The 25,270-nt window shown below is 78.1% G+C and carries 20 protein-coding genes; 4 read left to right on the top strand and 16 right to left on the bottom strand.

Features of this window, described 5'->3' with window-relative positions; all coding sequences use genetic code 11:
* Positions 1 to 12: 12 nt before the first annotated feature.
* The 14 genes from ACI79F_RS13505 to mraZ form a co-directional block, all read right to left on the bottom strand.
* On the bottom strand, positions 13 to 771 hold the full coding sequence (locus tag ACI79F_RS13505) for a YggS family pyridoxal phosphate-dependent enzyme (protein ID WP_456547117.1): 759 nt from the start codon (positions 769 to 771) through the stop codon (positions 13 to 15).
* A gap of 71 nt (positions 772 to 842) precedes the next feature.
* Complete coding sequence (pgeF, locus tag ACI79F_RS13500) at positions 843 to 1,580, bottom strand: peptidoglycan editing factor PgeF (RefSeq protein WP_456547116.1); 738 nt, start codon at positions 1,578 to 1,580, stop codon at positions 843 to 845.
* Positions 1,577 to 2,860, bottom strand: a complete 1,284-nt coding sequence (gene ftsZ, locus ACI79F_RS13495) for a cell division protein FtsZ (protein WP_456547115.1) — start codon at positions 2,858 to 2,860, stop codon at positions 1,577 to 1,579. The genes pgeF and ftsZ overlap by 4 nt, the downstream gene beginning before the upstream one ends.
* Before the next feature lie 416 nt (positions 2,861 to 3,276).
* Positions 3,277 to 4,068 (bottom strand): cell division protein FtsQ/DivIB, encoded by a 792-nt coding sequence (locus ACI79F_RS13490; RefSeq protein ID WP_456547114.1) that lies wholly within the window; start codon positions 4,066 to 4,068, stop codon positions 3,277 to 3,279.
* Positions 4,065 to 5,600, bottom strand: coding sequence for a UDP-N-acetylmuramate--L-alanine ligase (gene murC, locus ACI79F_RS13485; protein ID WP_456547113.1), 1,536 nt, complete (start codon positions 5,598 to 5,600; stop codon positions 4,065 to 4,067). The genes ACI79F_RS13490 and murC overlap by 4 nt, the downstream gene beginning before the upstream one ends.
* 76 nt (positions 5,601 to 5,676) lie before the next feature.
* Positions 5,677 to 6,819 carry an undecaprenyldiphospho-muramoylpentapeptide beta-N-acetylglucosaminyltransferase gene (gene murG / locus ACI79F_RS13480; protein ID WP_456547112.1) on the bottom strand — a complete coding sequence of 381 codons (1,143 nt, stop codon included), beginning with the start codon at positions 6,817 to 6,819 and terminating at the stop codon, positions 5,677 to 5,679.
* Positions 6,816 to 8,363, bottom strand: coding sequence for a putative lipid II flippase FtsW (ftsW, locus tag ACI79F_RS13475; RefSeq protein ID WP_456547111.1), 1,548 nt, complete (start codon positions 8,361 to 8,363; stop codon positions 6,816 to 6,818). The genes murG and ftsW overlap by 4 nt, the downstream gene beginning before the upstream one ends.
* Positions 8,364 to 8,506: 143 nt before the next feature.
* Positions 8,507 to 9,583, bottom strand: coding sequence for a phospho-N-acetylmuramoyl-pentapeptide-transferase (gene mraY / locus ACI79F_RS13470; protein ID WP_456547110.1), 1,077 nt, complete (start codon positions 9,581 to 9,583; stop codon positions 8,507 to 8,509).
* The gene (locus ACI79F_RS13465; protein ID WP_456547109.1) at positions 9,580 to 10,974 is read right to left on the bottom strand and encodes a UDP-N-acetylmuramoyl-tripeptide--D-alanyl-D-alanine ligase; all 1,395 of its coding nucleotides are present in this window, start codon (positions 10,972 to 10,974) and stop codon (positions 9,580 to 9,582) included. The genes mraY and ACI79F_RS13465 overlap by 4 nt, the downstream gene beginning before the upstream one ends.
* A complete protein-coding gene (locus ACI79F_RS13460) occupies positions 10,971 to 12,536 on the bottom strand; it encodes a UDP-N-acetylmuramoyl-L-alanyl-D-glutamate--2,6-diaminopimelate ligase (RefSeq protein WP_456547108.1) in 1,566 nt (521 codons plus the stop codon). The genes ACI79F_RS13465 and ACI79F_RS13460 overlap by 4 nt, the downstream gene beginning before the upstream one ends.
* A 106-nt stretch (positions 12,537 to 12,642) precedes the next feature.
* Complete coding sequence (locus ACI79F_RS13455; protein ID WP_456547107.1) at positions 12,643 to 14,508, bottom strand: peptidoglycan D,D-transpeptidase FtsI family protein; 1,866 nt, start codon at positions 14,506 to 14,508, stop codon at positions 12,643 to 12,645.
* Positions 14,509 to 14,510: 2 nt separating this feature from the next.
* A complete protein-coding gene (locus ACI79F_RS13450) occupies positions 14,511 to 15,203 on the bottom strand; it encodes a hypothetical protein (protein ID WP_456547106.1) in 693 nt (230 codons plus the stop codon).
* Positions 15,200 to 16,171 (bottom strand): 16S rRNA (cytosine(1402)-N(4))-methyltransferase RsmH, encoded by a 972-nt coding sequence (gene rsmH, locus ACI79F_RS13445; RefSeq protein ID WP_456547105.1) that lies wholly within the window; start codon positions 16,169 to 16,171, stop codon positions 15,200 to 15,202. Before rsmH ends, ACI79F_RS13450 begins: the two co-directional genes overlap by 4 nt.
* 387 nt (positions 16,172 to 16,558) lie before the next feature.
* Positions 16,559 to 16,993, bottom strand: coding sequence for a division/cell wall cluster transcriptional repressor MraZ (gene mraZ / locus ACI79F_RS13440; RefSeq protein WP_456547104.1), 435 nt, complete (start codon positions 16,991 to 16,993; stop codon positions 16,559 to 16,561).
* 623 nt (positions 16,994 to 17,616) lie between these two features.
* Between mraZ and ACI79F_RS13435 the strand changes: the two genes are divergently transcribed.
* From ACI79F_RS13435 to ACI79F_RS13425, 3 genes are read left to right on the top strand one after another with little or no spacing between them, the layout of a single operon-like run.
* Positions 17,617 to 18,585: an AAA family ATPase gene (locus ACI79F_RS13435; RefSeq protein ID WP_456547103.1), complete on the top strand. Its 969-nt coding sequence runs from the start codon at positions 17,617 to 17,619 to the stop codon at positions 18,583 to 18,585.
* Positions 18,586 to 18,587: 2 nt separating this feature from the next.
* Positions 18,588 to 19,934, top strand: coding sequence for a DUF58 domain-containing protein (locus ACI79F_RS13430; protein WP_456547102.1), 1,347 nt, complete (start codon positions 18,588 to 18,590; stop codon positions 19,932 to 19,934).
* Positions 19,931 to 22,351: a transglutaminase family protein gene (locus ACI79F_RS13425; protein ID WP_456547101.1), complete on the top strand. Its 2,421-nt coding sequence runs from the start codon at positions 19,931 to 19,933 to the stop codon at positions 22,349 to 22,351. The genes ACI79F_RS13430 and ACI79F_RS13425 overlap by 4 nt, the downstream gene beginning before the upstream one ends.
* Positions 22,352 to 22,552: 201 nt before the next feature.
* Here ACI79F_RS13425 and ACI79F_RS13420 read toward each other — a convergent pair whose 3' ends face one another.
* Together ACI79F_RS13420 and dinB are read right to left on the bottom strand one after the other, a co-directional pair.
* Complete coding sequence (locus ACI79F_RS13420) at positions 22,553 to 22,954, bottom strand: DUF3040 domain-containing protein (RefSeq protein ID WP_456544806.1); 402 nt, start codon at positions 22,952 to 22,954, stop codon at positions 22,553 to 22,555.
* Between the two features lie 218 nt (positions 22,955 to 23,172).
* A complete protein-coding gene (gene dinB / locus ACI79F_RS13415) occupies positions 23,173 to 24,402 on the bottom strand; it encodes a DNA polymerase IV (protein ID WP_456544807.1) in 1,230 nt (409 codons plus the stop codon).
* A 456-nt stretch (positions 24,403 to 24,858) separates the two neighbouring features.
* Here dinB and ACI79F_RS13410 point away from each other — a divergent pair, with 456 nt between their 5' ends.
* Positions 24,859 to 25,170, top strand: a complete 312-nt coding sequence (locus ACI79F_RS13410) for a BatC protein (RefSeq protein WP_456544808.1) — start codon at positions 24,859 to 24,861, stop codon at positions 25,168 to 25,170.
* The last annotated feature ends 100 nt before the right edge of the window (positions 25,171 to 25,270 follow it).

Below are 25,270 nucleotides of genomic sequence, written 5' to 3'. Positions count from 1 at the left end.
GGACCTCCCCCTCTACTCGGACCGCTGGGGTCCGTGTGACTGGTGTGACTCGCGTGGCTGGTGAGCCGCATCTGACGGGGAGGGTAGGGGCCGGCTGCCGAAGATCGCGGTACCGACACGCACGAGCGTGCTGCCGGCGGCGACCGCGGCCTCCAGGTCCCCGCTCATCCCGGCGGACAGACCCGTGGCCTCCGGGTGGTCGGCGCGCAGCCGCTCGGCGACGCCGGCGAGCCGGGCGAAGGCCGCCGCGGGCTCCTCGTCGCGCGGCGCCACCGCCATGAGCCCGAGCAGGCGCACGCCCTCGGTGGCCGCGGCCGCGTCGGCCAGGGCCGGGACGTCGTCCGGCGCGGCGCCGCCCCGGGCGGCGAGCTCCCCGGCCGGCCCGCCGAGGTCGACCTGCAGGTACACCCCGACCGGCCGGCCGGTCTCGGCGCCGACCCGGCCGAGCGGCCCGAGGAGGACGGCGCGGTCGACGGAGTGCACGACGGCGCCCAGCCGGGCCACCGCGGTCGCCTTGTTCCGCTGCAGCTGGCCGACGAAGTGCCAGCGCAGGTCGACGTCGGTCAGCGCGGCCGCCTTGGTCGTCAGCTCCTGCGCGCGGTTCTCGCCGAAGTCGCGCTGGCCGAGCTCCGCCAGCGCCCGGACGTCGTCGGCCGGGAACGTCTTGCTGACCGCGAGCAGGCCGACCGAGGCGGGGTCGCGCCCGACCGCCCGCGCGGCGGCGTCGATCCGGGCGCGGACCGCGCGCAGGTTCTCGGCGAGCGCGCTCATGCCGCCGATCCTCCCCCGCGCCGCGCGTCCCGCCGACGGGGGCGCCGCCGCGGGGTCCGCGGGGCCCGGCGTCAGCCGAGCCAGACCACGCCCGCCTGGCGGCCGGTGACGCCGTCGCGGCGGTGGGAGAACAGCGTGGGGTCCTCGACCGTGCAGCGCGGGTCGTGCACGACCTCGGGGATGCCGGCCCGGCGGAGGATCTCCTCGACCCCGGCGCGCAGGTCCAGGCCCGGCGTCCCCCGGCGGGTGGGGACCGCCGCGGCGGGCGCGACGCGGGCGACCTCGGTCTGCATGGCGGCGGGCACCTCGTAGCAGGCCCCGCACACCGCGGGGCCGAGCAGCGCGCTCACGTGCCGGGCGCGGGCCCCGAGGCTGGCCATCGCCGACAGCGCGGCCGGGACGACGCCCCGCCGGACGCCCTCGCGGCCGGCGTGTACGGCCGCGACGATCCCCCGGTCGGAGTCGGCGAGCAGGATCGGCACGCAGTCGGCGACGAGCACGCACAGCACCAGGCCGGGGGTCGCGGTGACGACCGCGTCGGTGGCCGGCAGCGGGCCGTCGACCGGGCCGTCGACGACCGCGACGCCGGTGCCGTGCACCTGGTCCATCCAGACCAGCCGGTCGGCCGGGACGGCGAGCTCGCGGGCGAGCCGCTCGCGGTTGGCGGCGACGGCGGCCGGGTCGTCGCCGACGTGCGCGCCGAGGTTGAACGTGTCGTAGGGCGACGCGGACCGGCCGCCCCGCCGGTCGGTGACGACCCGGCGGGGTCGCACCGCCGAGGGGGCGGCCGGCGGGACGGCGTCCGTCACTGGCGCAGGAACTCCGGGATGTCGAGCTCCTCCTCGAAGTCCTCGCTCGACAGCGGCCGCCGGCCGGCGCTCGCGGACACCGGGCCGGGGATCGGCGGCAGCGGCGGGACGGTGATGCCGCCGGCCGCGGGAGCGCCGGGGCGGACGGGGGCCGGCGCCGCGGGCGCGGGGGCCGGTGCGGCCGACGGGACCTGGCCGACGAGCCGCTCCCCCGTGGCCGCCGGGGCGACCGGGCGGATCGGCTGCGGGGCCGGCGCCGGCCGCTGGGCCGCCGGGGCCGCGGGCGGGGCCGTGGTCACCGTGGACAGGCCGGTGTCCTTGCGGGCACTGGGCCGGCCGCTGTCGAAGCCGGCGGCGATGACGGTCACCCGCACCTCGTCACCGAGGGCGTCGTCGATCACGGCGCCGAAGATGATGTTGGCGTCGGCGTGCGCGGCGTCGGAGACCAGCGAGGCGGCCTCGTTGATCTCGAACAGGCCCAGGTCCGACCCGCCGGAGATCGACAGCAGCACGCCGTGGGCGCCCTCCATCGAGGCCTCCAGCAGCGGGCTGGCGATCGCCTGCTCCGCGGCCAGCAGCGCCCGGTTGTCGCCGCGGGCGCTGCCGATGCCCATCAGCGCCGAGCCCGCGCCGGACATGACCGACTTGACGTCGGCGAAGTCCAGGTTGATCAGGCCGGGCGTGGTGATCAGGTCGGTGATGCCCTGGACACCGGAGAGCAGCACCTGGTCGGCGGTGCGGAAGGCGTCCATGACGCTCACGTTGCGGTCGCCGAGCTGCAGCAGCCGGTCGTTGGGGATCACGATGAGCGTGTCGCACTCGTTGCGCAGCTCCTCGATGCCCGACTCGGCCTGCACGGCCCGCCGCTTGCCCTCGAAGGAGAACGGGCGGGTGACGACGCCGATCGTCAGCGCGCCGAGCTTGCGGGCGATCGACGCGACGACGGGCGCGCCGCCGGTGCCGGTGCCACCGCCCTCGCCGGCGGTCACGAAGACCATGTCGGCGCCCTTGAGCACCTCTTCGATCTCCTCGCGGTGGTCCTCGGCGGCCTGCCGCCCGACGTCGGGCTGCGCGCCGGCGCCCAGGCCGCGGGTGAGCTCGCGGCCGACGTCGAGCTTGACGTCGGCGTCGCTCATCAGCAGCGCCTGGGCGTCGGTGTTGATGGCGATGAACTCGACCCCCTTCAGGCCGACCTCGATCATCCGGTTGACCGCGTTCACCCCGCCGCCGCCGATGCCGACGACCTTGATGACCGCGAGGTAGTTGTGCGGAGGTGTCATGTGGGGCTCCCGACCTCGACCCTCATCCTCAAGTAAAGCCTTATAGTTATGTCAACTGGGTCGACGCGGACGAAGTTAGGTGGGCCCGGAGGGGCGCTACAAGCACCGCCACCGGCGCGGCGTGTCGCATCGGCGGGATCCCACGAAGCACCGGCGACCCGGTGGTCACATCGACACCACTGATCGTGACGACCCGCGGGCGATCCGTCTCATGTGCGGCTGCACCCGGCCGACACGCCGCGGCGCAGGTCTGCGCAGATCGGTTTCCGGCCCGGGCGTGTCGCGCGCCGGGGCGTGTCGGGGCCGCCTCCGCGCAGAAGGGCCCTGTTGCCCGGTCCAGAGGTGCTCTCCTGCCCGGGGAAGGAGTGCCCATCTACCCGGGGCGGGAGTGCGGTGTTGCCCGGTGGGGCGCGGGATCAGCGCAGGACGACGGCCGACGGCGCGCTGACGTCGATGGTGTCCGCCGGCTCGAGCGCGCCGGAGGCCAGCTGGCCGAGCAGCGCCACCAGCACGTCGGCCTTCTCCGCGGAGTCCTCGGCGCTGCCCCACAGGACGGTGGTGCCGTCGGTCAGGGTCAGCGTCACCTCGTTCGCCGACGGGGCGGCGACGGCCGCCACCTGCGCGCGGACGTCGCGGGGCAGCTCCACCAGCGCGGCGAGCCCGGCGCGGGTGGCCGCGTCCTCGGGCCCCGGCGCCGCCACCTCCAGCGGCACCACCCCGGTGGGCGGCTCGCCGGTGACCGTGTCGAAGAGCACCCCGGCGGCGTCGACCAGCGAGCGCGTGCCCGCCTGCTCGACGACGGCGACCGGCACCCGCTCCGCCACGGTGATCACGACCGTCTGCGGCCAGCCGCGGGTCACCTGCACCGACGCCACCTGGGGCAGCCGGGCCACCCGGGCGGCGGCGGCGTCGGTGTCGACCCGCAGCAGCGGCGTCCCCTCGGCCACCCCCGCGGCGGCGCGCACCTGGTCGGCGGTGAGGGAGCCGGCGCCGTCCACCCGCACCGTGGCGACCGCGAGCAGCGGGCTGCCCCACACGACCCACGCCGCGACGGCGACGGCGGTGAGCACCAGGCCGATCCGCACGGCCAGCCGGCGGCGCGGGTCGGCCGGAAGCACCCGGCGCGGGCGGCGGGCGGGCCGGGCCGCCCCGCGCCCGGCCTCGGCGCCGCGCGCGGCCCGGTCCCGGGTGGTGGCGGCCCGGCTCACCGGGACGGGGCCGGGCCGCCGGGCGGCGAGCCGGGGGACGCGGAGCCGGGGGACGCGGAGCCGGGGGACGCGGAGCCGGGGGACGCGGAGCCGGGGGACGGGGCCGTGCCGGCCTCGCGGGCGGCGAGCGCGGCGAGCACCTCGGGCCCGACCATCGAGACGTTCCCGGCGCCCATGGTGATCACCAGGTCGCCGGGGCGGGCGCGCCCGGCCAGCGCCGGCGCCGTGGCCGACCAGGAGGGCTCGAAGTGCACGCGCCCGGCCGGCAGCGGGACGGCGTCGGCGACCATCGCGCCGGTCACGCCGGGCACCGGGTCCTCGCGGGCGCCGTAGACGTCCATCACCACGACCTCGTCGGCCAGGCCCAGCGCCTCGCCGAAGCCCGCCGCGAACTCGCGGGTCCGGCTGTACAGGTGCGGCTGGAAGGCGACGACCACGCGCCCCTCCCCCGCCACCGCCCGCGCCGCGCGCAGCTGGGCGGTCACCTCGGTCGGGTGGTGGGCGTAGTCGTCGTAGACCCGCACGCCCCCGGCGACGCCCTTGAGCTCGAAGCGGCGGTGCACGCCGCCGAACCGGCCGAGCCCGGCGACCAGGCAGTCGGCGGGCAGCCCCAGCTCCAGGCCGGCCAGCAGCGCCGCGGCGCTGTTGCGGGCCATGTGCTCGCCGGGGACCCGGATCGACACCCGGCCGAGCACCTCGCCGTCCAGGACCGCGGTCCACGCGGTCGTCTCGCTGCCCACCTCGACGTCGACCATCCGCAGGTCGGCGCCCGCGGCGGTGCCGTAGGTGCGCACCCGCGCCGGCGTGGGCACGCCGCGCAGCCGCGCGGCGCCGGGGTCGTCGGCGCACAGGACGACGAATCCCTCGGGCGGCAGCGTGCCGAGGAACCGGTCGAAGGCCTCCTCGACCGCGGCCAGGTCGCCGTAGTTGTCCAGGTGGTCGGCCTCGACGTTGGTGACGATCGCGCCGTGCGGGGCCAGCAGCAGGAACGAGCGGTCGCTCTCGTCGGCCTCGGCGACGAACACGTCGCCCTCCCCGGCGTGGGCGTTGCTCCCCGACTCGTTGAGGTCGCCGCCGATGGCGAAGGAGGGGTCGGCGCCGCAGGCCTGCACGGCGACGGTGAGCATCGAGGTGGTCGAGGTCTTGCCGTGGGTGCCGGCCACCGCGACGCTGCGCCGGCCGGCCATGACGGCGGCCAGCGCCACCGCGCGGGGCAGCACGCGCAGGCCCCGCTGCCGGGCCGCGGCGAGCTCCGGGTTGTCCTCCCGGATCGCCGTGGAGACGACGACGGTGTCGGCGTCGCCGAGGTGCTCCGGGGCGTGGCCGACCGCCACCCGGGCGCCGAGCGCGCGCAGGGCGAGCAGCGTCGGGGTGTCCCGCCGGTCGCTCCCCGACACCGGCACCCCGCGGGCCAGCATGATCCGGGCGATGCCGCTCATGCCGGCACCCCCGATCCCGACGAAGTGGACGGCGCCCAGGTCGGCCAGCGCCGGGATCGGGTCCTTCCAGGCCGCGACGGCCGCGGCGCTCATGGCTCGACTCCGGGCTCGTTCCGCTCCTCGCTCGTTCCTCGCTGCGATGCTCGCTCGCCCGTGGTCTTCGCGGCGCTCATCGGCCCGCCACCTCCAGCACGATGTCGGCCAGCCGCTCGTCGGCGTCCGGCACCCCGGCCGCGGCGGCGTGGGCCGCGTAGCCGGCCAGGGCGGCCCGGTCGGCCAGCAGCGGCACCAGCCGGTCGGCGATCCACGCCGAGGACAGCTCGGCGTCCTCCACGATCAGCCCTCCCCCGGCCTCCACGACGGGCAGCGCGTTGCGGCGCTGCTCCCCGTTGCCGATCGGCAGCGGCACGAACGCCGCGGGCAGGCCGACCGCCGACAGCTCCGCGACGGTCACCGCGCCCGCCCGGCAGAGTGCCAGGTCGGCGGCGGCGTAGGCGAGGTCCATGCGCTCCAGGTAGTCCACGACCACGTACGGCGCCTGCCCGGGGGCGCGGGCGGGCACGGTGACGTCGGTGTTCTTCGGTCCGCGGGCGTGCAGCACCTGCACCCCCGCGGCGGTCAGCGCGTCGGCGGCGCCGGTGGCCGCGCGGTTGAGCGAGGCCGCCCCCTGCGACCCGCCGAACACCAGCAGGGTGGGCCGGTCGGGGTCCAGGCCGAAGGCCGCGCGGGCCTCGGCCCGGCGGGCCGGGCGGTCCAGCGAGCTGATCGCCGTCCGCAGCGGCATGCCGACGTGCTCGGCCCGGTGCAGCGGCGTGCCGGGCACGGTCACCGCGACCCGGGCGGCGATCCGGGCGCCGATCCGGTTGGCCAGCCCCGGCAGCGCGTTCTGCTCGTGCACCACCACCGGTACCCCCGCCCACCCCCGCCGCTTCCGGGCAGCCAGGTACGCCGGCAGCGCCACGTAGCCGCCGAAGCCGACGACGACGTCGGCGGACAGCTCGACCATCAGCGCCCGGGTCTCCCGGACGGCGCGGCGCACCCGGCCGGGCACCCGCAGCAGGTCCGGCGTCGGCTTGCGCGGCAGCGGCACCGGCGGGATGAGCCGCAGGTCGTAGCCGCGGGCGGGGACCAGCCTCGTCTCCATCCCGCGGGCGGTGCCCAGGCACGTGATGCGGACGCCGCCGTCCACCGCGCCGGCCCGGCGCAGCAGGGCGTCGGCCAGGGCGAGCATCGGCTCGATGTGGCCGCCGGTGCCGCCGCCGGCCAGCACCACGCTGACCGGACCGCCGGGGCGGCCCGCCGGGGCGCTCATCGGGGTCTCCTCGGGGCGTCGGGGGCCGCGGCGCGGGCCCGCGGCGGCGGCTGCCGCCGGGCCTCGCCGGCGCGCGGCCGGTCGCCCGTCGTCGTCCGCCGCTCCCGGGGCGGGACGGCCCGCTCGCGGGGCGCGCCGGGTGCGTGGCCGGCCGCGGCCGGCGGCACCCGCACCACGGTGCGCGCGCCGGGGCCGGCGGTCCGGCGGGCCGGGCGGGTGCCCTCCTCGGGACGGCGGCGGCTGCGCGGGCGGGCCGGGTCGACGGCGTGCGCCGGCACCGGCAGCAGCAGCCGGGCCAGCCGGCCGGGGTCGCGGGCGCGCTGGTACTCGATCGCGTCGGGCTCGGAGCGGGCGAACCGGATGAGCAGCCCGACGATGAACAGCGTGAGCACCAGGGAGGTGCCGCCGGCCGAGACCAGCGGCAGCGTCACCCCGGTGACCGGACCCAGACCCACCACGTACCCCATGTTCATCGCCGCCTGACCGACCAGCCACACGGTGATGGCCACGCTGGCCAGCTGGATGAACCGGTCGGCGGAGCGGCGGGCGATCCGGAAGCCGGCGGCGGCGAGCACGCCGTAGAGCGCGACGACCACCAGGCAGCCGAGGAAGCCCAGCTCCTCGCCGATGATCGCGAAGATGTAGTCCGACTCGGCCTCGGGCAGCAGGTTCCACTTCATCGCGCTGTTGCCCAGGCCCACGCCCCAGAAGCCGCCGGTGGCCAGGGCGTAGAAGCCGCGGATGGCCTGGAAGCCGGAGTCGGTGGGGTCGGCGAACGGGTCGAGGAACGACGTCCAGCGCTCCATCCGGTAGGGCGCGACGACGACGAGGCCGACGACCGCCACGGCGGCCGACCCGAACAGGGCCGCCCACACCCGCCACGGCGCGCCGGCGGCCAGCAGCAGGCCGCACAGCACGAGGCCGAGGGTGACCGTCGCCCCGAAGTCGGGCTCGAGCATGAGCAGCCCGCACATGACCAGGAACACGGGCACGAGCGGCACGAGCAGGCTCTTCACGGTCAGGTAGCTCGCCCGCAGCGCCAGCACGTGGGCGCCCCACAGGGCGAGGACCAGCTTGGCGACCTCCGACGGCTGGAAGTTGGTGAAGCCCAGGTCGAACCAGGCCCGCGAGCCGTTCAGCTCGGTGCCGATGCCCGGGACCGCGACCAGCAGCAGCAGGCCGAGGACGACGAGCAGCGCGACCGGGGCCCACCGCCGCAGCACCGCCGTCGGCAGCCGCACCGCGACCAGCAGCGCGGCCAGGCCGATGACGGCGAAGACCACCTGGTCCACGCCGGGCCGCCAGGCGGGCTGGTCGGCGAGGGCGGCCTCGATCGCGGAGGCGGAGAAGACCATGACCAGGCCGATGGCCAGCAGCATCCCGGCCGCGCCGATCACCAGGTGGCAGCTGGTCATCGGGCCGTCGAGCCAGCCCGGGAGCGCGAGGAGGCGGCGGGGGGCCGCCGACCGGTCCCGGGCGGGCGGGGTGGGGGGCGCCGCCGCGCGGGCACGGCCGGCCGCGGCCCGACCTGCGGTGGGGTCCATCCCGTCATCGTCGCCGCTGCCCGCCGCCGCGGGCGGCAGCCGCCGGGCGTGTCGCGTGGGTTGCGTGTGACCCGCGGGACTCGGGCCACCCTCCAGGGGCCCGCGCCGAGCCTGCGAGGCGTGGGGGGAAGGGTGGCCCTTCGTCACAGGCCGGTGAACGACAGCCAGTCGGCGTAGAAGAGGCCCAGCCCGAAGGCGACCGCCATGCCGGTCACCAGCCAGAACCGGACGATGACGGTGTTCTCCGCCCAGCCGGCCAGCTCGAAGTGGTGGTGCAGCGGGGCCATCCGGAACACCCGGCGCCGGGTGGCGCGGAAGAAGGCCACCTGGATCACCACCGACAGCGTCACGGCCACGAACAGGCCGCCGAGCACGACCAGCAGCAGCTCGGTGCGGGTGACGATGGCGAGCCCCGACAGCAGGCCGCCGAGGGCCAGCGAGCCGGTGTCGCCCATGAAGATCCGCGCGGGGCTGGTGTTCCACCACAGGAAGCCCAGGCAGGCGCCCATCGCGGCGACCGCGACGAGGGTGACGTCGAGCGGGTCGCGCACCTCGTAGCAGCCCTCGACGGCGGCGGTGGAGCAGTCGTGGGTGAACTGCCAGAAGGAGATGACGACGTAGGAGCCGAAGACCATCGCCGAGGCGCCGGCGGCCAGCCCGTCCAGGCCGTCGGTGAGGTTCACCGCGTTGGAGAAGCCGGCGATGAACAGGTAGGCCAGCACCACGAACAGCACCGGGCCCAGCGCCAGCGGGGCGATGTCGCGGACGTAGGAGACCCAGGTGGAGGCCGGGGTGACGCCGTCGGACGGGAAGTTGATCGCCAGGATCGCGAAGGTCAGGCCGACGACGAGCTGGCCGACCAGCTTGGCGGTCTTGTTCAGCCCCAGGCTGCGCCGGTAGCGGATCTTGAGGTAGTCGTCGAGGAAGCCGACCGTGCCCAGCCCGACCATGAGGAACAGCAGCAGCAGCCCGGTGGCGGTGACCCCGCGGCCCTCCTGCCCGAGCAGGAACAGGTGCGCGATCAGGTAGCCGCCGACCGTGGCCCCGACGATGACGGTGCCGCCCATGGTGGGCGTGCCCTTCTTCGACAGGTGCGTCTCGGGGCCGTCGTCGCGGATCTCCTGGCCGAAGCCCAGCCGGCGGAACCGGTGCACCGCCAGGGGCGTGAGCAGGATGGAGATCACCAGGCCGAAGGCGCCGGCGATGAGGACGGACTTCACGCGGTGGCCCCGCCCAGCAGGTCGGCGGCCAGCAGCTCCAGCCCGTAGGCGCGGCTGGCCTTGACCAGCACGACGTCGCCGGGCACGAGCACCTCCGTCAGCAGCGCGCGGGCGGCAGCCCGGTCCGGCACGTGCACCGATCCCTCTCCGTCCCGGGCGCCCGCGGCGCGGGCACCCGTCGCTATCCCTACCGCATCGGGGCCGACGGCCACGACGATCTCGACCCCGGCGGCGACCGCGTCGCGGCCGAGCCGCTCGTGCTCGTCGGCCGCGGCCGGGCCCAGCTCCCCCATCGCGCCGAGGACGGCGATCCGGCGGGTGCCGGCCATGCCGGTCAGCGCGGCGAGCGCGGCCCGCATCGACTCGGGGTTGGCGTTGTAGGCGTCGTTGACGACGGTGACGCCGTCGGGCCGGCGGGTGACCTCCATCCGCCAGCGGCTGCGCACCTGCGCGGCCGACAGCGCGGCGGCGACCGCGGCGGGGGTCATGCCGGCGGCCAGCGCGGCGCCGGCGGCCGAGAGCGCGTTGGCGACCTGGTGCTCGCCGACCACCTGCAGCGCGACCGGGTGTTCCTCGGCGCCGGCGGTCAGCGTGAAGGAGGCCCGGCCCTCGGCGTCCAGGGCGACGGCGGTGGCCCGCACGTCGGCGTCCGCCCCGCGGCCGGTGGTGACCACCCGGGCGCGGGTGCGCGGGGCCATGCCGATCACGCGGGGGTCGTCGGCGTTGAGCACGGCGGTGCCCTCGGCGGGCAGCGCCTCCACCAGCTCGCCCTTGGCCCGCGCGGTGCCCTCGGGCGAGCCGAACTCGCCCAGGTGCGCCGAGCCGACGTTGAGGACGACGCCGATGCGCGGCCGGGCCACCGCGCACAGCCGGGCGATGTGGCCGACGCCGCGCGCGCCCATCTCCAGCACGAGGAAGCGGGTGTCGGCGCCGGCGGACAGCACGGTCAGCGGCAGGCCGATGTCGTTGTTGAACGACCCGGGCGGGCTCACCGTCGGGCCCCCGGCGGCGAGCACCTGGCCCAGCAGGTCCTTGGTCGACGTCTTGCCCGACGACCCGGTGATGCCGAGGGTGACCAGCCCGCCCTCGACCAGCCGGGCGTGAACGGCGCCGGCCAGCCGGCCCAGGGCCGCGACGGGGTCGTCGACGACCACGCAGGGCAGGGCGTCGTCCGGGCGGGTGGTCAGGGCGGCGACGGCGCCGGCGGCGGCCGCGGCGACGAGGAAGTCGTGCCCGTCGACCCGCTCGCCGGGCAGGGCGACGAACAGGTCGCCGGGGGCGACGGTGCGCGAGTCGATGGTCACCGCGCCGGTCACGGCGGCGGCGGGGTCCCCGGACGCGAGCCGCCCGCCGGCGGCCTGCGCGACCTCGGCCAGGGTCAGCGCGATCACGGGGCGCCGACCCGGCCGGCCCCGCCGGAGACGGTGCCCAGCGCCTCGCGCAGCACCTCGCGGTCGTCGAACGGCGTCACCACTCCGGCGGCCTCCTGGCCCGTCTCGTGTCCCTTGCCCGCCACCAGCACCGTGTCCCCCGGGCGGGCCCGGGCGACCGCCTCGGCGATCGCGGCCCGCCGGTCGCCGATCTCCAGCACCGCGTCGCGGCGGCCGGCCGGGACGCCGGCCAGCATCGCGGCGCGGATCGCGGCCGGGTCCTCCGACCGCGGGTTGTCGTCGGTGACCACGAGCAGGTCGCTGCCCGCGGCGGCGGCCGCGCCCATCGCCGGCCGCTTGCCCGGGTCGCGGTCCCCGCCGCAGCCGAGCACGGTGATGACCCGCCCCCGGGTGGCGCCGCGGAGCGCGGCCAGGGCGGTGGCGACCGCGTCGGGGGTGTGCGCGTAGTCGACGACGGCGACGAACGGCTGGCCGGCGTCGACGGGCTCCATCCGGCCAGGCACGACCGTCCCGGCCACGCCGGTCAGCGCCGTCTCCACGGGGACGCCGACGGCGTCCAGCAGCGCGACGGCCATGACCGCGTTGGCCACGTTGAACCGGCCGGGCAACCGCACGTGCGCGGGCCAGGACAGGCCGCCGGGGCCGTGCAGGGTGAAGTCCGAGCCGCCGTCGGGGGCGGTGGTCACGTCCGACGCCGTCCAGTCGGCCGGGTGCTCGCCGGTGCTCGCGACGGTGACCGCCCGCCGTCCGGCCAGCATGCCGGTCAGCCGGCGGCCGTGCGGGTCGTCCACGTCGACCACCTCGACGGCGGCGCGGCCGTCGAAGAGCCGGGCCTTGGCGAGGAAGTAGTCCTCGAGGTCGCGGTGGAAGTCCAGGTGGTCCTGGCTGAGGTTGGTGAACCCGGCCGCGGCGAACGGCACGCCGCCGACGCGGCCGAGCACCAGCGCGTGGCTGGACACCTCCATGACCACGGCCTCGACGCCGGAAGCGGCCATGCCGGCCAGCAGCGCGTGCAGGGCGGGCGCCTCGGGCGTGGTGCGCACGCTGGGCACGGCGACCGGCTCGGCGCCGGGCAGCCGGGTGCGGGTCTGCACGGTGCCGATCAGCCCCGCGCCGCGGCCGGCGGCTGCCAGCCCCGCCTCGACCAGGTAGGCCGTCGTCGTCTTGCCGTTGGTGCCGGTGATGCCGATGACCTGCAGCCGCCGCGCCGGCTCGCCGTAGACGCGGGCGGCGACGTCGCCCAGCACGGCGCGCGGGTCGGCGGTCACGCAGACCGGCAGGCCGGTGGCGCGGGCGTCGTCCTCACCGGTGGGGTCGGTGAGCAGCGCGCGGGCGCCGCGGGCGGCGGCGTCGGCGGCGAACCGGACGCCGTGCGTGCGGGCGCCGGGCAGCGCGGCGTACAGGTCCCCCGGGCGGACGTCGCCGGAGGCGAGGGTGACGCCGGTGAGCTCGGTCGCCGGGTCGCCCTGCACGGGCGGGCCGACGAGGTCGGCGAGCGCGGAGAGGGGCAGCGGCGCGGCGCCCGCGGGCCGGGGCGCCGCCCCGGGCGCGGTCGGGGTCACGGGGCTCCAATCTACCGTCGGTCGCGCGCGGCCCCGTCCGCGGCGCGACGTCAGTGGGGGCTTCGAGGAGGTGGCACGGGTCTCAACCGGTCCCCCGGCCGGTCCCTCAGCCGGTGAGGACGAACTCGGGCCGGGCCGTGCCGGAGGGGACGACGCCGCCGGCCGTCAGGGCGTAGCGCATGACGTCGGCGAACACCGGCGCGGCGACCTGCCCGCCCTCGGCGGAGCTGGTCGGCCGCTCGAGGTCGACGGCCACGACGTACTGCGGGTCGTCGGCCGGGGCGAAGCCGACGAACGTGGTCACGTAGCCGCCGCCGTCGTAGCAGCCGCACTCGGGGTTGGCCCGCTGCGCGGTGCCGGTCTTGCCCGCGACGCGGAAGCCGTCGACCTCGGCGAGCGGCGCGGTGCCGCCGGGGCCGACCACCGCCTCGAGCATGTACGCGACGTCGGCGGCGGTGTCCTCGCTGACCACCCGGGTCGGCTGCGGCCGCTCGACCGGGGTGACGGTGCCGTCGGCCGCAGTGACCGAGGAGACCAGCCGCGGCTCGATGCGCACGCCGCCGTTGGCGATGGCCTGGTAGGCCGACGCCATCTGCAGGGTGGTCACCGAGATGCCCTGGCCGATCGGCACGTTGGCCGCGCGGCTGGCCCTCCAGTCCGCGGCGGGCTCCAGGATGCCGGCGCTCTCCCCCGGCAGCTCGATGCCGGTCTCGCTGCCGATGCCGAAGGCCCGCAGGTACTCCTCGAGCCGCTCGTTCCCGAGCTCGCGGGCGAGCATGATCGTGCCGACGTTGCTGGACTTGGCGAGGATGCCGGTGACGGTCCAGTCGACCGGCTCGTGGTCGTGGGCGTCGGTGACCGTGACGTCGCCGGCCTGGATGTGGCCGGGGACGGTGAGCACCTCGTCCGGGGTCGTCAGCCCCTCCTCGATGGCCCCGGCCAGGGTGACGGCCTTCATCACCGAGCCGGGCTCGAACACCTGGGAGACGACGGGGTTGCCGAGCAGGTCGGGGTCGGTGGTGCGGGCTGCGCCGGGGTCGTAGCCGGGGCAGCTGCCCATCGCGACGACCTCGCCGGTGTGCACGTCGAGGACCACGGCGGAGGCCCGCGTGGTGGCCCCGTCGTCGCAGGCCTGCGCGAGCCGCTGCTCCATGACGAACTGGACGTCCTGGTCCAGGGTCAGCTGCACCGAGCTGCCGTCGACGGCCGGCGTCGACTCGTCGATGCCCGACGGGATCGGGTTGCCGCCGCTGCCGACCTCGACCCGGCGCTCTCCCGGCGTGCCGGACAGCTGCTCGTCGAAGCGCTGCTCGATGCCGGCCAGCCCCTCGCCGTCGCGGCCGACGAAGCCGACGACCTGGCCGCCGACGAAGCCCGCCGGGTACAGCCGCATCGGCTCGTCCACGAACTGGATGCCGGGCAGCCCGAGGTCCTCGATGGCGCCGACCGTCTCCGGGCTCACCTGGTGGGCGAGCTCCACGTAGCGGCCGTCGCGCTCCAGCAGCTCGGTGAGGTCGGAGACCGGGACGTCGAGCAGCGTGGTGAGCGCGAGCGCCGTCCGCTGCGGGTCGGCGATCAGCGAGGGGTCGGCGGTGACGAGCGAGGCGTCGACGGTGTAGGCGAGCAGGTTGCCGTCCCGGTCGAGCACCTGCCCGCGCAGGGCGCTGATCTCGACCGTGCGCAGCCGGGCCTGCGAGGCGGCCTCGGCGTACTCGCCGCCGTCCACGCCCTGCAGCAGCACGAGCTTGCCCGTGACCAGCAGCAGGGCGACGGCGATGACGATCGTGCCGGCGCGCAGGCCGCGGGCCGGGCCGACCGGGAGCGTCCGCCGCCGGCGCCGGCCGGCCTCCCGGCGCGGGACGAACGCCCCGGCCGGGCGGGGGGCCTCGGACGCCCCGGCGCGCGGCCGGCGGGCGGCGGGGGTGCGGTCGGCCGGGCGGCGGCCGGGGACCGGGCGGTGCGGCGGGGTCACGGTCAGCCCTCGTCGCCGTCGCCGGGAGCCGCCGGCGCCTCGGCCGGCACCGGCGTCCCGCGCAGGACCGCCGAGCCGTCGGGCCCGAGCACCAGGTAGGCGGCGGTGCCGACGGGCACCAGCCCCGCCGCGGCGGCCGCCGCGGCCATGGCGGCGGGGGTGCCCGCGGTGACGACCTGCTCCTCCAGCCGGTCCAGGGTCTGCGTGCGCTCGGTGTTCTCCGCCCGCAGCTGGGTGGCCTTGAGCGAGTTGACGGCGATGGCCGTGTTGAGGAACAGCAGCGCGAGGGTGGTGCCGACCAGCAGGCCGACGACCAGCAGGACGAACGGCGCCCGGCGGGCGCTGCCGGTGCCGGCGCGGCGGCGCGGCTCCGCGGCGGCGGCCGGCGCGGGCGCCGGGCGCGGGACGGGACGCGGGGACCGGGCGCGCAGCGCGCCGGCCCGCACGGGGGCGCTGTGCGCGCGGCCGGTGACCGGCACGGGGGCCTTCGCGTCGGGGGCCTTCCCACCCGTGGCCTCGGCGCCCCGGGACCCGGGGCTGCCGGCCGCCGGAGCGGGCCGCGCGGGGGTGCCGCGCGGCGCCGGCGTCCGCGGGGCGCCCCCGCGGGGGGCGGGCCGGGACGTCCGCGGGGCGCGGGCCGCGCCGGGCCGGGGGGCGTCGTCGTCGGGGCGGGGCGCCCGGGCGGTCGCACTCACGCAGCTGCCCTCCGGATGCGCTCGGCGGCACGGACACGGGCCGACGCGGCCCGCGGGTTGGCGGCCAGCTCGGCCTCCGAGGGGGCCTCGCCGCCGCGGGTGACCAGGCGCAGCACGGGGGCCAGCTCGGGCACCGGGACGGGCAGCTCGGGCGGCGTCCGGTCGGTGGCGCCGGCGGCGAGCACCTGCTTGACGATGCGGTCCTCGAGGGAGTGGAAGGTGATGACGACGAGGCGGCCACCGACCGCCAGCGCGTCCAGCGCCGCGGGCAGCGCGCGCTCCAGCACCGCCAGCTCGTCGTTGACCTCGATCCGCAGGGCCTGGAAGGTCCGCTTCGCCGGGTGCCCACCGGTGCGCCGGGTCGCCGCCGGGATGGAGGCGCGCACCAGCTCGGCCAACCGGCCGGTGCGGGTGAACGGCTCGGCGCGGCGCTCCCGCTCGATGGCCGCGGCGATCCGGGCGGCGAAGCGCTCCTCGCCGTAGACGCGCAGCAGGCGGGTGAGCTCCCCGGCGCTGTAGGTGTTGACGACGTCGGCGGCGGTGCGCCCGGTCGTGGGGTCCATCCGCATGTCGAGCGGGGCGTCGGCGGAGTAGCTGAAGCCGCGCTCGGGCCGGTCGAGCTGCAGGGAGGAGACGCCGAGGTCGAACAGGACGCCCTGGACCTCGGCGACACCGAGGGAGTCCAGGACCTGCGGCAGCTCGTCGAAGACGGCCGGCACCAGGGTGGCGCGGTCGGCGTGGCCGGCGGCGGCGATCCGGCGGGCGGCCTCCGCGCGGGCGTCGGGGTCGCGGTCGAGGCCGATGAGCCGCAGGCCGGGGTGCGCGTCGAGCATCGCCAGCGAGTGGCCGGCCAGGCCGAGGGTGGCGTCGACGAGCACGGCCCCGGGGGCGGCGCAGGCCGGGGCCAGCAGCTCGGTGACCCGCTCGAGCAGCACCGGGACGTGCACAGCGGGCTCGCTGCTGCTCATCGTCGACAGGCTCCTCGAACGGGTCGGATGCGGGCTCGTCCATGGTGGCGCGGAGCGCGGCGTCGGCGGTGTCAGTGGCCGGGCGGGTCGCGGAATGTCGCGGGGATCGGGCGCGGGGTCCGTCGCGGCCGGAGGTGTGCGGAGCGGTCTCCGGGCGCCCCGCGGAGCGGTCGCCTGGCGCCGGGGAAGTGCGTCAGGAGGTGCTCCGCGGGGACGCCGGAGTCCGCGGTGCCCGGCCGGGCGGCCGGGTCGCGACGCGCCGAGGGGAGTCGGCGGGGGCTCCGCGGGTGGACCGAGTCGCGGGGAAGGCGACTCGGGCCGGGCCGGTCGAGCCGCGGGGAAGACGGCTCGGTCGGGCGGTGCGGAGGTGTCGCGGGGCGGTGCGGCTCAGGACAGGGTCGGCATCCCCTCGCTCTCCATCGCGGCGTAGGCGGCTTCCTGCTCGGCCACGTAGGCGTCCCACGTGGCGGCGTCCCAGATCTCGAACCGGGTGTCGACGCCGACGACGACGACGTCGCGGTCGAGGCCCGCGTACTCGCGCAGGCTCGCCGGGATGGTGATGCGGCCGGTCTTGTCCGGCTCGACCTCGACCATCGACCCGAAGCTCATGCGGGCCCGCATGCGGGCCTCGGCGGTGTCGGAGGGCGCCATGGCGGCGGCGGTGCGGCTCTGCTCGGCGACCCGGGCCATGGTGAGGCCGTAGATGCAGCGCTCCTGGCCCTTCTTGATCACCATGCCGTCGCCCACCTGGTCGCGGAAGCGGACGGGGAGCGCGAGCCGGCCCTTCTCGTCGAGGCGCAATGGGTAGCTGCCGACGAACACCGGACCACCTCCCCCATGCGTCCTCCCTGACCTCCGCGGGGACCCCGGGACGGGCCCTGCCTCCCCACCGGGCCACACAGTAACCCACTGGGCCCCACTGGACACCACTCGACACCATGTCGTGACCGCGCTCCCCCACCGCCGCCCGCCGCGGTCCCGGTGCAGGTGAGAGGGCGGTTCCGCGGCGGCGCGCGCCCCGGCCCCGCCGCCCGCCGGCGACCCTCCGCCGGGCCCGCCACGGGTGGTCCGGAGTGGGCGGGAGGAGCCCGGGAGGAGCCCCGGGGGCGCCGGGAGGGTGCGGGGTGGGGCGCGGTGGGGCGCCCCGTGGGGCGCGGTGGGGCGGGGGGTGGGGCCCGGTGGGGACCGGGCGTGGGGCGCCGGTGGGACCCGGGGTGGGGCGCCGTGGGAGCGCACGGGTGGGGTCCGGGTGGGGACGGCGGGTGGGGACGGCGGGTGGGGACGGCGGGGTGGGGACGTCGCGGCGAGCCCCGGTGAACCGCGGGCTCGCACCGCACGTGCAGGACGGAGTGGACACGTCGAGCGCGGCCGGCCGGGCACAGGGGGCGCCGGTGACCGCGTCCGGGAACCGGCCCGCCCGCGCGCCGAGCACGTACCGTGGGCCGGTGACCGACGTGTACCGGCCCGTCCCCGCGGCCGACGTCGCCGCCGCCGGTGCCCGGATCCTCGCGAACATGGGCCGCGTCGTGCGCGGCAAGCCCGACGTCGTCCGGCTGGCGCTGGTGGTCCTGCTGGCCGAGGGGCACCTCCTGGTGGAGGACGTCCCGGGCGTGGGCAAGACGACGCTGGCCAAGGCGCTCGCCGGGTCGATCGACGCCAGCGTGCGCCGCATCCAGTTCACCCCGGACCTGCTGCCCAGCGACGTGACCGGCGTGGCCGTCTACGACCAGGAGACGCGCGAGTTCGAGTTCAAGCCGGGCGCGGTCTTCGCCAACGTCGTCGTCGCCGACGAGATCAACCGGGCCTCCCCCAAGACCCAGTCCGCCCTGCTGGAGTGCATGGAGGAGCGACAGGTCACCGTGGACGGCGTCAGCTACGAGCTGGCCCGGCCGTTCATCGTCGTCGCGACGCAGAACCCGGTGGAGATGGAGGGCACCTACCCCCTCCCCGAGGCGCAGCGCGACCGCTTCACCGCCCGGGTGTCGATGGGCTACCCCGACCGCGAGGCCGAGCTGGCCATGCTCGACGACCAGACCGGCGTCGACCCACTGTCCACGCTGCTGCCGGTCGCCGACGCGGCCACGGTCCGGGCGCTGGTCGACGCGGTCGGCGGGCTGCACGTGTCCGACGCGGTGCGCCGCTACGTGGTGGCCCTGGTGGAGGGCACCCGCCGCTCCCCCGAGCTGCGGCTGGGCGCCTCCCCGCGGGCCGGCGTGCAGCTGCTGCGGACCGCCCGGGCGGCCGCCGCCCTCGCCGGCCGCGACCACGTGCTGCCCGACGACGTCCAGGACCTGGCGGTGCCCGTGCTGGCCCACCGGCTGCTGCTGTCCGCCGACGCCACCGCCGCGCGGCGCACCGGCGAGCAGGTCGTGGCCGCCCTGCTGCGGACCACCCCCGTCCCGCGCGGGCGCTGACCGTGGCGCGGGGGCCCGTCGGCCGGGCGCTGTCCTCCCTCACCGTCCGCGGCCGCTGCATGGTCGCGGTGGGGCTGACGCTGCTGGCGCTGGGCGCCCTGCTCGGGGAGCTGCCGCTGGTGCAGGTCGCCGTCTTCGTCCTGGTGCTGCCCCTGCTGTCGGCCGCGAGCGTGGCGCGCCACCGGTTCCGGCTGTCCACCCGGCGCACCGTGAGCCCGCCGCGGGTACCGCGCGGCAGCGGCGCCGAGGTGCTGCTCGAGGTGACCAACGCCGACCGGCGGGCCGGCGGGCTGTGGCTGCTCACCGAGCCGCTGCCCGCCGAGCTCGGCCCCTCGCCGTCCCACGTACTGGAGCGGCTGCCCGCCGGCGAGACGGCACCGCTGCGCTACCGGGTCGCCGGGTCCCGGCGCGGCCGGTACCCGCTCGGCCCGCTGCGGCTGCGGCTGGTGGACCCCTTCGGCCTGGTGACCCGGTCGGTCACGGGCACCGACGCCGGGTCGCTGCTGGTGGTGCCCCGGGTGCGGCCGCTGCCCGCGGGCGGGTTGACCGGCGGCGCCGGGCGCAGCGGCGAGGGCGCCCGCCGCTCGATCGCCGTCCACGGCGAGGACGACGTCAGCACCCGCGCCTACCGGCACGGCGACGACCTGCGCAAGGTCCACTGGCGGGCGACGGCACGCACCGGCGAGCTGATGGTCCGGCTGGAGGAGCGGCCGTGGCGCTCGTCGGCCACCCTGCTGCTGGACACCCGGACCCGCGCCCACCTGCTCGCCCGCACCGGCACGCCCGCGGCGGTCGCCGGCGACGAGCCCGCGGACAGCCTGGAGTGGCTGGTCGAGGCCGCCGCGAGCATCGGCAGCGCGCTGGCCGGCCGCGGCGCGGCCCTGCGGGTGCTCACCGACGCCGGGGAGCTCTCCCCGACCGACGGCCGCCGCGGCCTGGGCGCCGCCGAGCTGCTCGACCGCCTCGCCGTCCTGCAGGCCTCCCGGGCCCATGACCTCGCCGCGGCGGCCGAGCAGCTGGCCCGGGCCGGCGGCGAGGGTCCGGTGGTGGCGCTGCTGGGCGCCGTCGGCGCGGACGACGTGGCCCGGCTGGCGCGGGCCCGCTCCGGGCCGGGAGCGGACCTCGCCGTGCTGGTCGACGTCGGCGGGTTCGTCCCGGCCGGCGGGGCGCGGGGCCGGCGGTCGACCACCGACGCCGCCCGCGCGACGCTGGCCCGCCAGCTCGAGGAGGCCACCACGGTCCTGCGCGACGCCGGCTGGCGGGTCGCCGTCGCCTCGGCCGGACAGCCGGTGGAGGAGGTCTGGGACGCGCTCGTGCGGGCCGGCCGCCCGCAGGGGGTGCCGGCGTGAGCACGACGGCCACGGGGACGGCGGCCCGGGCCCTGCGCCAGGACGCCGGCGCGGCGGTCACCGCCGCGGTGGCCACGGCGCTCGGGGCGGGGGCGCTGGCCCCGGTGTTCAACCGGCAGGACTGGCTGCCCGGGGTGCTGCTGGTCGTGGCCGCGGTCGCGGTCACCGGCGCCGTCCTGCGCTGGGCCGGCCCGGCGCTGTGGCACTGGGCCAGCGGCGGCCGCCCGCCCTCGCTGCGTTGGTCGGCGCTGGGGGTGCCGCTGGTCCCGCTCGGCCAGCTGCTCGCGGTCGGCTGCGTGCTCACCGCGCTGTTCGCCCCGGACCGGGCGGTGTTCGACCTGGTGCCGACCCAGGAGAGCGTGGCCGACCTCGGCGCGGTGCTGCGCGACGGCAGCGCGCAGATCCGGGAGCAGTTCACGCCGGCGGACCCGCTCGCCGGGCTCTGCGCCCTGACGGTCCTGATGATGGGCATCCTCGCCGTCGTCGTGGACCTGGTCGCCGTGGGCGGCCGGCAGCCGGCGCTCGCGGCGCTGCCGCTGCTCGTCGTCTTCTGCGTGCCGGTCAGCACGATCGACGGGGGGATCGGGCTCGCCGCCGTCGCGCTGCCCGTGGCGGGGCTGGCGCTGCTGCTGTGGGCCGACCAGCACCGTCGGCTGTCCTGGCAGCCCCGCGGCGGGCTGCGGCCGGCGGCCGGGGCGCTGCCCGCCGTCCGGACCGGGCTGCTGGCCCTGGCCGCGGCGATGGTGCTGGGCTCGCTGGTGCCCACGCTCGGCGAGGGCGAGTTGGCCGACCGGTGGCGGGCGGGCTCCGGCGGCGGGGGCTCCACGGGCACCTCGCTGGACCCGGCCGCGTCGCTGCAGGGGGAGCTGACCCGCGAGGACCCGATCGACCTGCTGCAGGTGCGGGCCACCGTGGCCGACCCCGGCTACCTGCGCGCGGTCGCGCTCGACGTGTACGACCCCGAGGTGGGCTGGACCCTCGACGACCTGGGCGACGGGCAGTCGCTGGACCGCACCGACGTGCTGGCCCCGCTGCCCGGGCGCACGGCGAGCCGGCCGGTCGAGGCGACCGTGACCGTGCTGGAGCACGACGACCACTTCCTGCCGGTGCTCAGCTCGCCGCTGGACGTCAACGAGCTGGACGGCGCCGAGGACTGGCGGTTCGACCGCGCCAGCGCGACGGTCTTCAGCCCGGGCGTCACGACGACGCCGGGGCTGACCTACGTGACCACCGGCGTCGAGCCGCAGCCCACGCCGGAGCAGCTGGCCGGGGCGGGCGAGCTGTCGCCGGCCGCGCCGGAGGCCGCCCTGGCCGCCCCGCCGCTGCTGGACGAGGCGGTCGCCGAGCAGGTGCGGACGCTGACCGCCGGCGCGACCACCCCCGCGGAGCGGGTGCAGGCCGTCTACGGCTGGATGACCGACCCGGCGAACGGCTGGGTGTACAGCCTGACCACCGAGCCGGGGACGACGGGCGACGACCTCGCCGACTTCCTGGAGAACCGCCGCGGCTACTGCGAGCAGTACGCCGGCGCGATGGCCGCGATGGTCCGCGCGGCCGGGGTGCCCTCCCGGGTGGTGCTGGGCTACACGCCGGGGATCACCCAGCCCGACGGCAGCCGGCTGGTCACCAGCAACGACGCCCACGCCTGGGTGGAGGTCTACTTCGACGGCGTCGGCTGGGTGCCCTACGACCCCACGCCGATCGACAGCGACCGCGCGGTCGCGCTGCCGTGGGCGCCGCGTCCCCCGGACCAGGAGGTCGACCCCCGCACCGACCTGCCGACGGCGCCGCTGCCGGTCCCGGCCCCGACCGAGGCGCCGGTCGACCGGGTGGACGGCGAGGTGCCGGCCGCCGGGGCGGCGCGCGCGGACACCGGCTGGGCCGGGGCGGTGCTGCCCGTGGCCGCCGCCGTCCTCGGCGCGGCGGCGCTGGTCGCGGCGCCGGCCGGGCTGCGGACGCTGCAGCGCCGCCGCCGGCTGGCCACCGGCAGCGCGGCCGCGGCGTGGGACGAGCTCGCCGCCACCGCCCGCGACCTCGGCCTGCCCTGGGACCCGTGGGAGACCCCGCGGCAGGTCGCCGTCCGGCTGGCCCGGGCCCTGCCCGGCGCGCCGCCGCCGGGCCGCGGCGCGCACCGCTCCGACGGTGGGCGCGGCGCCGGCGCGCGGGAGGCGGTGGACCGGCTGGCCCGGGCGGAGGAGGCGGCCAGCTACGCCCGCCCCGGCAGCGGCCCCGGGCCGGAGGAGCTGGCGCGGGCGGTGCACGTGGCGCGCCGGGGTCTGCTGGCCGCGGCAGAGCCGCGGGTGCGGCTGCGGGCCCTGCTGCTGCCCGCCTCGGTGCCCGGCGCCCTCGGCGGCCTCGGCGCCGGCCGGTGGCTGCGCCGGCGGACCGGCGGGCGCCGCCCGCGCCCCGCGGGCTGAGCGCGGACCCCGTCCGCCCGGGCCGGGACCCGACCCGCCGCCCGGGCGACCCTCCGCCCCTCCGCCGGCGCGGCGAGCGCCCGGCGCGCGGGGGCCCGGGTGTGCAGGTGTCCCCGGGGCCGGCGGTGGCGGACCGGACGGGCCACGGACGACGGCAGCCGCCGTCCCCGCGGGGACGGCGGCTGCCGGGAGCCGGGTGTGCTACTGGTCGTAGCGGCGGCGGAAGCGCTCCTCGAGCCGGTTCTTGAGCGGCTGGCGGCGGGCCTTGCCCGCGCGGCCGCGACCCGCCGGACCGCGCCCGCCGGGGGCGCCGCCGGCGGCCTGGTCGGGCGCGCCGGTGGCCGACCGGTAGTTCAGGACGACGAGAGCCGCGCCGGCGAACATCACGACGAAGCCCAGGAAGCCGAGGACCACCCACTGCGCCACGCCGCCGACCAGCAGCCCGAGCCCGACGAGCACCAGGAGTGCACCGAGCTGGAGCTTTCGCCGGGCCTTGAGCCGGCGGTCGCCGGTCCGTACGGAGGAGGCGAACTTGGGATCGTCGTCGACGAGGGCGCGCTCGATCTGCTCCAGCAGTCGCTGCTCGTGCTCGGAGAGCGGCACCGGGACCTCCATGTGGGCGGAGCCATGGCCGTCGGAGGCTCCCGCCGACGGTGACACCGAGGATACGAGCCGTTCGCGGGGCGCGAAAGGCGAGTCGGCACCGACCCGCCACCGATGCCCCGGAGATCACTCCCGAGGGTGCCTCGGGAGCCTCGCCGTCGCCCCCGCGACGGGTCGCGGAGGGCCCCGGCGGAGGGTCCCCGTGAGGGCTCGTGGCCTCACCGGGTCCGACGAGCGGGCGGGGTCCGTGGTTCCCGGCGCCCCGGCGCGTCGCGCGGGTCGGGGCGCCCCTCCCCCGCCCGGTGCAGCAGCGTGGCCGGGCGCACCGCCCCGGCGCCGAACCGGCGGGCCGCGCGGTCGGCGGCCAGCTCGGCGTCGCGGCGGCCGTGCTCGCGGGCCCCGAGCTCGAGCTGCCGGGGTGCGGACCCGGTCTCGACCAGGCGCTCGGCGCGCACCCCGACCAGCCGGATCCGGGCCCGGTCCAGGCCGAGGGCGTCGAACAGCGCCCGGGCGGTCTCGTACAGCTCCTGCCCGACGTCGGTGGGCACGGCGAGGGTGCGGCTGCGGGTGATCGTGGCGAAGTCGGCGAAGCGGACCTTGATGCTCACCGTGCGGGCCAGCCAGCCGCCGGCCCGCAGCCGGCCGGCGGTGCGCTCGGCCAGCCGCAGCAGCTCCCGGTGGATCACGGCCGGGTCGTCGACGTCGGTGCCGAAGGTCTCCTCGTGGCCGGTCGACTTCTCCGGCTCGTCGGGCACCACCCGCCGCGGGTCGCGGCCCCAGGCGAGCTCGTGCAGGTGGCTGCCGGCCGCCGCGCCCACCGCCCGCTGCAGGGTGCGGGCCGGCACGTGCGCCAGGTCGCCGACGGTGCGCAGCCCCAGCCGCAGCAGCACCTCCTCGGTCTTGGCCCCCACCCCCCAGAGGGCGCCGACCGGCAGCGGGTGCAGGAAGTCCATGACCTCGGCCGGGCGGACCACCCGCAGCCCGTCGGGCTTGGCGGAGGTGGAGGCGAGCTTGGCGACGAACTTGGTGGGCGCCACCCCGACCGAGCAGGTGATCCCCTGCTCGTCGAAGACGCGGGCCCGCAGGTACTCCCCGATCTCGGCCGCGTCGCCCAGCCGCCGGCCGGCCCCGGAGACGTCGAGGAACGCCTCGTCCATCGACAGCGGCTCGACCAGCGGGGTGACCGACCGGAACAGGGCCATCACCGAGCGGGAGACCTCGGCGTAGAGGGCCATGTCCCCCGGCAGCACCGTGGCGGTCGGGCACAGCCGCAGCGCGCGGGCGGTGGGCATGGCGGCGTGCACGCCGTACCGGCGCGCCTCATAGGTCGCCGAGGTGACCACGCCGCGGTTCCCCTGGCCGCCGACGATCACCGGCGTGCCGGCCAGCTCCGGCCGGCGGCGCACCTCGACGCTGGCGAAGAAGGCGTCCATGTCCACGTGCAGCACCGGGCACCCCGCTGCCCGTCCCCCCGCCCGGCCCCCGCCCGTCACGCCACTCCCCTCCTCGAACACCTGTTCGATCCCTGGGGGGACAGTACGGCCCGACGGGCCCTCCCGGCGCGTCGTCGGCGTGTCGTGACCGACCCGTTGTCCGGCCGGTCCCGTGCCGGATCTCCGCTGGTCGGGGCGGGTGTGTGAGGGCAGGATGATCGAGGTAAGGCACGTCCGGCGGGGGGGGGGGGGGGGGGGCGCCCCCCACGGGCGCCCCCTTGCGGTCGAGCGACAACACAACCACAACACTCACAAACTCTGCGCGCCCCGCGGGGCGGCTGGGGGGGGGGGGGCGGCGGGGGCGCGGGCGGGGCGGGGGGGGGGGGGCCGCGGGGCCCCCCGCCCCCCCCCCCCCCCCCCCCCCCCCCCCCCCCCCCCCCCCCCCCCCCCCCCACGACCGATGGGAGCAGCATGGCGCTCGACGACGACGACATGACCACCGTGGGCGACGGCGGCGCGGACGGCGGGGCCGACGGTGGCGCCGACGGCGGCGCGGACGGCGGTGCTGACGGCGGTGCGGACGGCGGCGCGGGTCACGGCCCGGCCGACGGCGGCGCCGCGGGCGGCGACGGCGGTGCCGACGGTGGCGCCGACAGCGGTGCCGGCGACGGCGGCGCGGACGGCGGCGCCGACAGCGGCGCGGGTCACGGCCCGGCCGACGGTGGCGCCGGCGACGGCGGCGCGGACGGCGGTGCCGACGGCGGCGCGGACGGTCAGGCCTGAGCTCCGACCCCGCCGGACGGGGGCGGGCGCGCCGCCCCCCCCCGCGCCCCGGCCCCCGGTCCCCCCCCCCGCCCCCCCGGTTCTTCCCCGCGAGCAACCG

The sequence above is a fragment of the Blastococcus sp. SYSU D00868 genome, assembly GCF_054050575.1.
Note: the sequence above shows the minus strand (reverse complement) of the source record. Positions and strands in the feature narration are given on the sequence as shown.

What these genes read in the sequence shown, in the direction of transcription:
- ACI79F_RS13505 (WP_456547117.1), bottom strand. Translation starts at nt 771, where the DNA reads ATGAGCGCGCTCGCCGAGAACCTGCGCGCGGTCCGCGCCCGGATCGAC.
- ftsZ (WP_456547115.1), bottom strand. Translation starts at nt 2,860, where the DNA reads ATGACACCTCCGCACAACTACCTCGCGGTCATCAAGGTCGTCGGCATC.
- murC (WP_456547113.1), bottom strand. Translation starts at nt 5,600, where the DNA reads ATGAGCGCCGCGGCCGTCGCGGCCTGGAAGGACCCGATCCCGGCGCTG.
- murG (WP_456547112.1), bottom strand. Translation starts at nt 6,819, where the DNA reads ATGAGCGCCCCGGCGGGCCGCCCCGGCGGTCCGGTCAGCGTGGTGCTG.
- ftsW (WP_456547111.1), bottom strand. Translation starts at nt 8,363, where the DNA reads ATGGACCCCACCGCAGGTCGGGCCGCGGCCGGCCGTGCCCGCGCGGCG.
- rsmH (WP_456547105.1), bottom strand. Translation starts at nt 16,171, where the DNA reads ATGAGCAGCAGCGAGCCCGCTGTGCACGTCCCGGTGCTGCTCGAGCGG.
- ACI79F_RS13410 (WP_456544808.1), top strand. Translation starts at nt 24,859, where the DNA reads ATGGCGCTCGACGACGACGACATGACCACCGTGGGCGACGGCGGCGCG.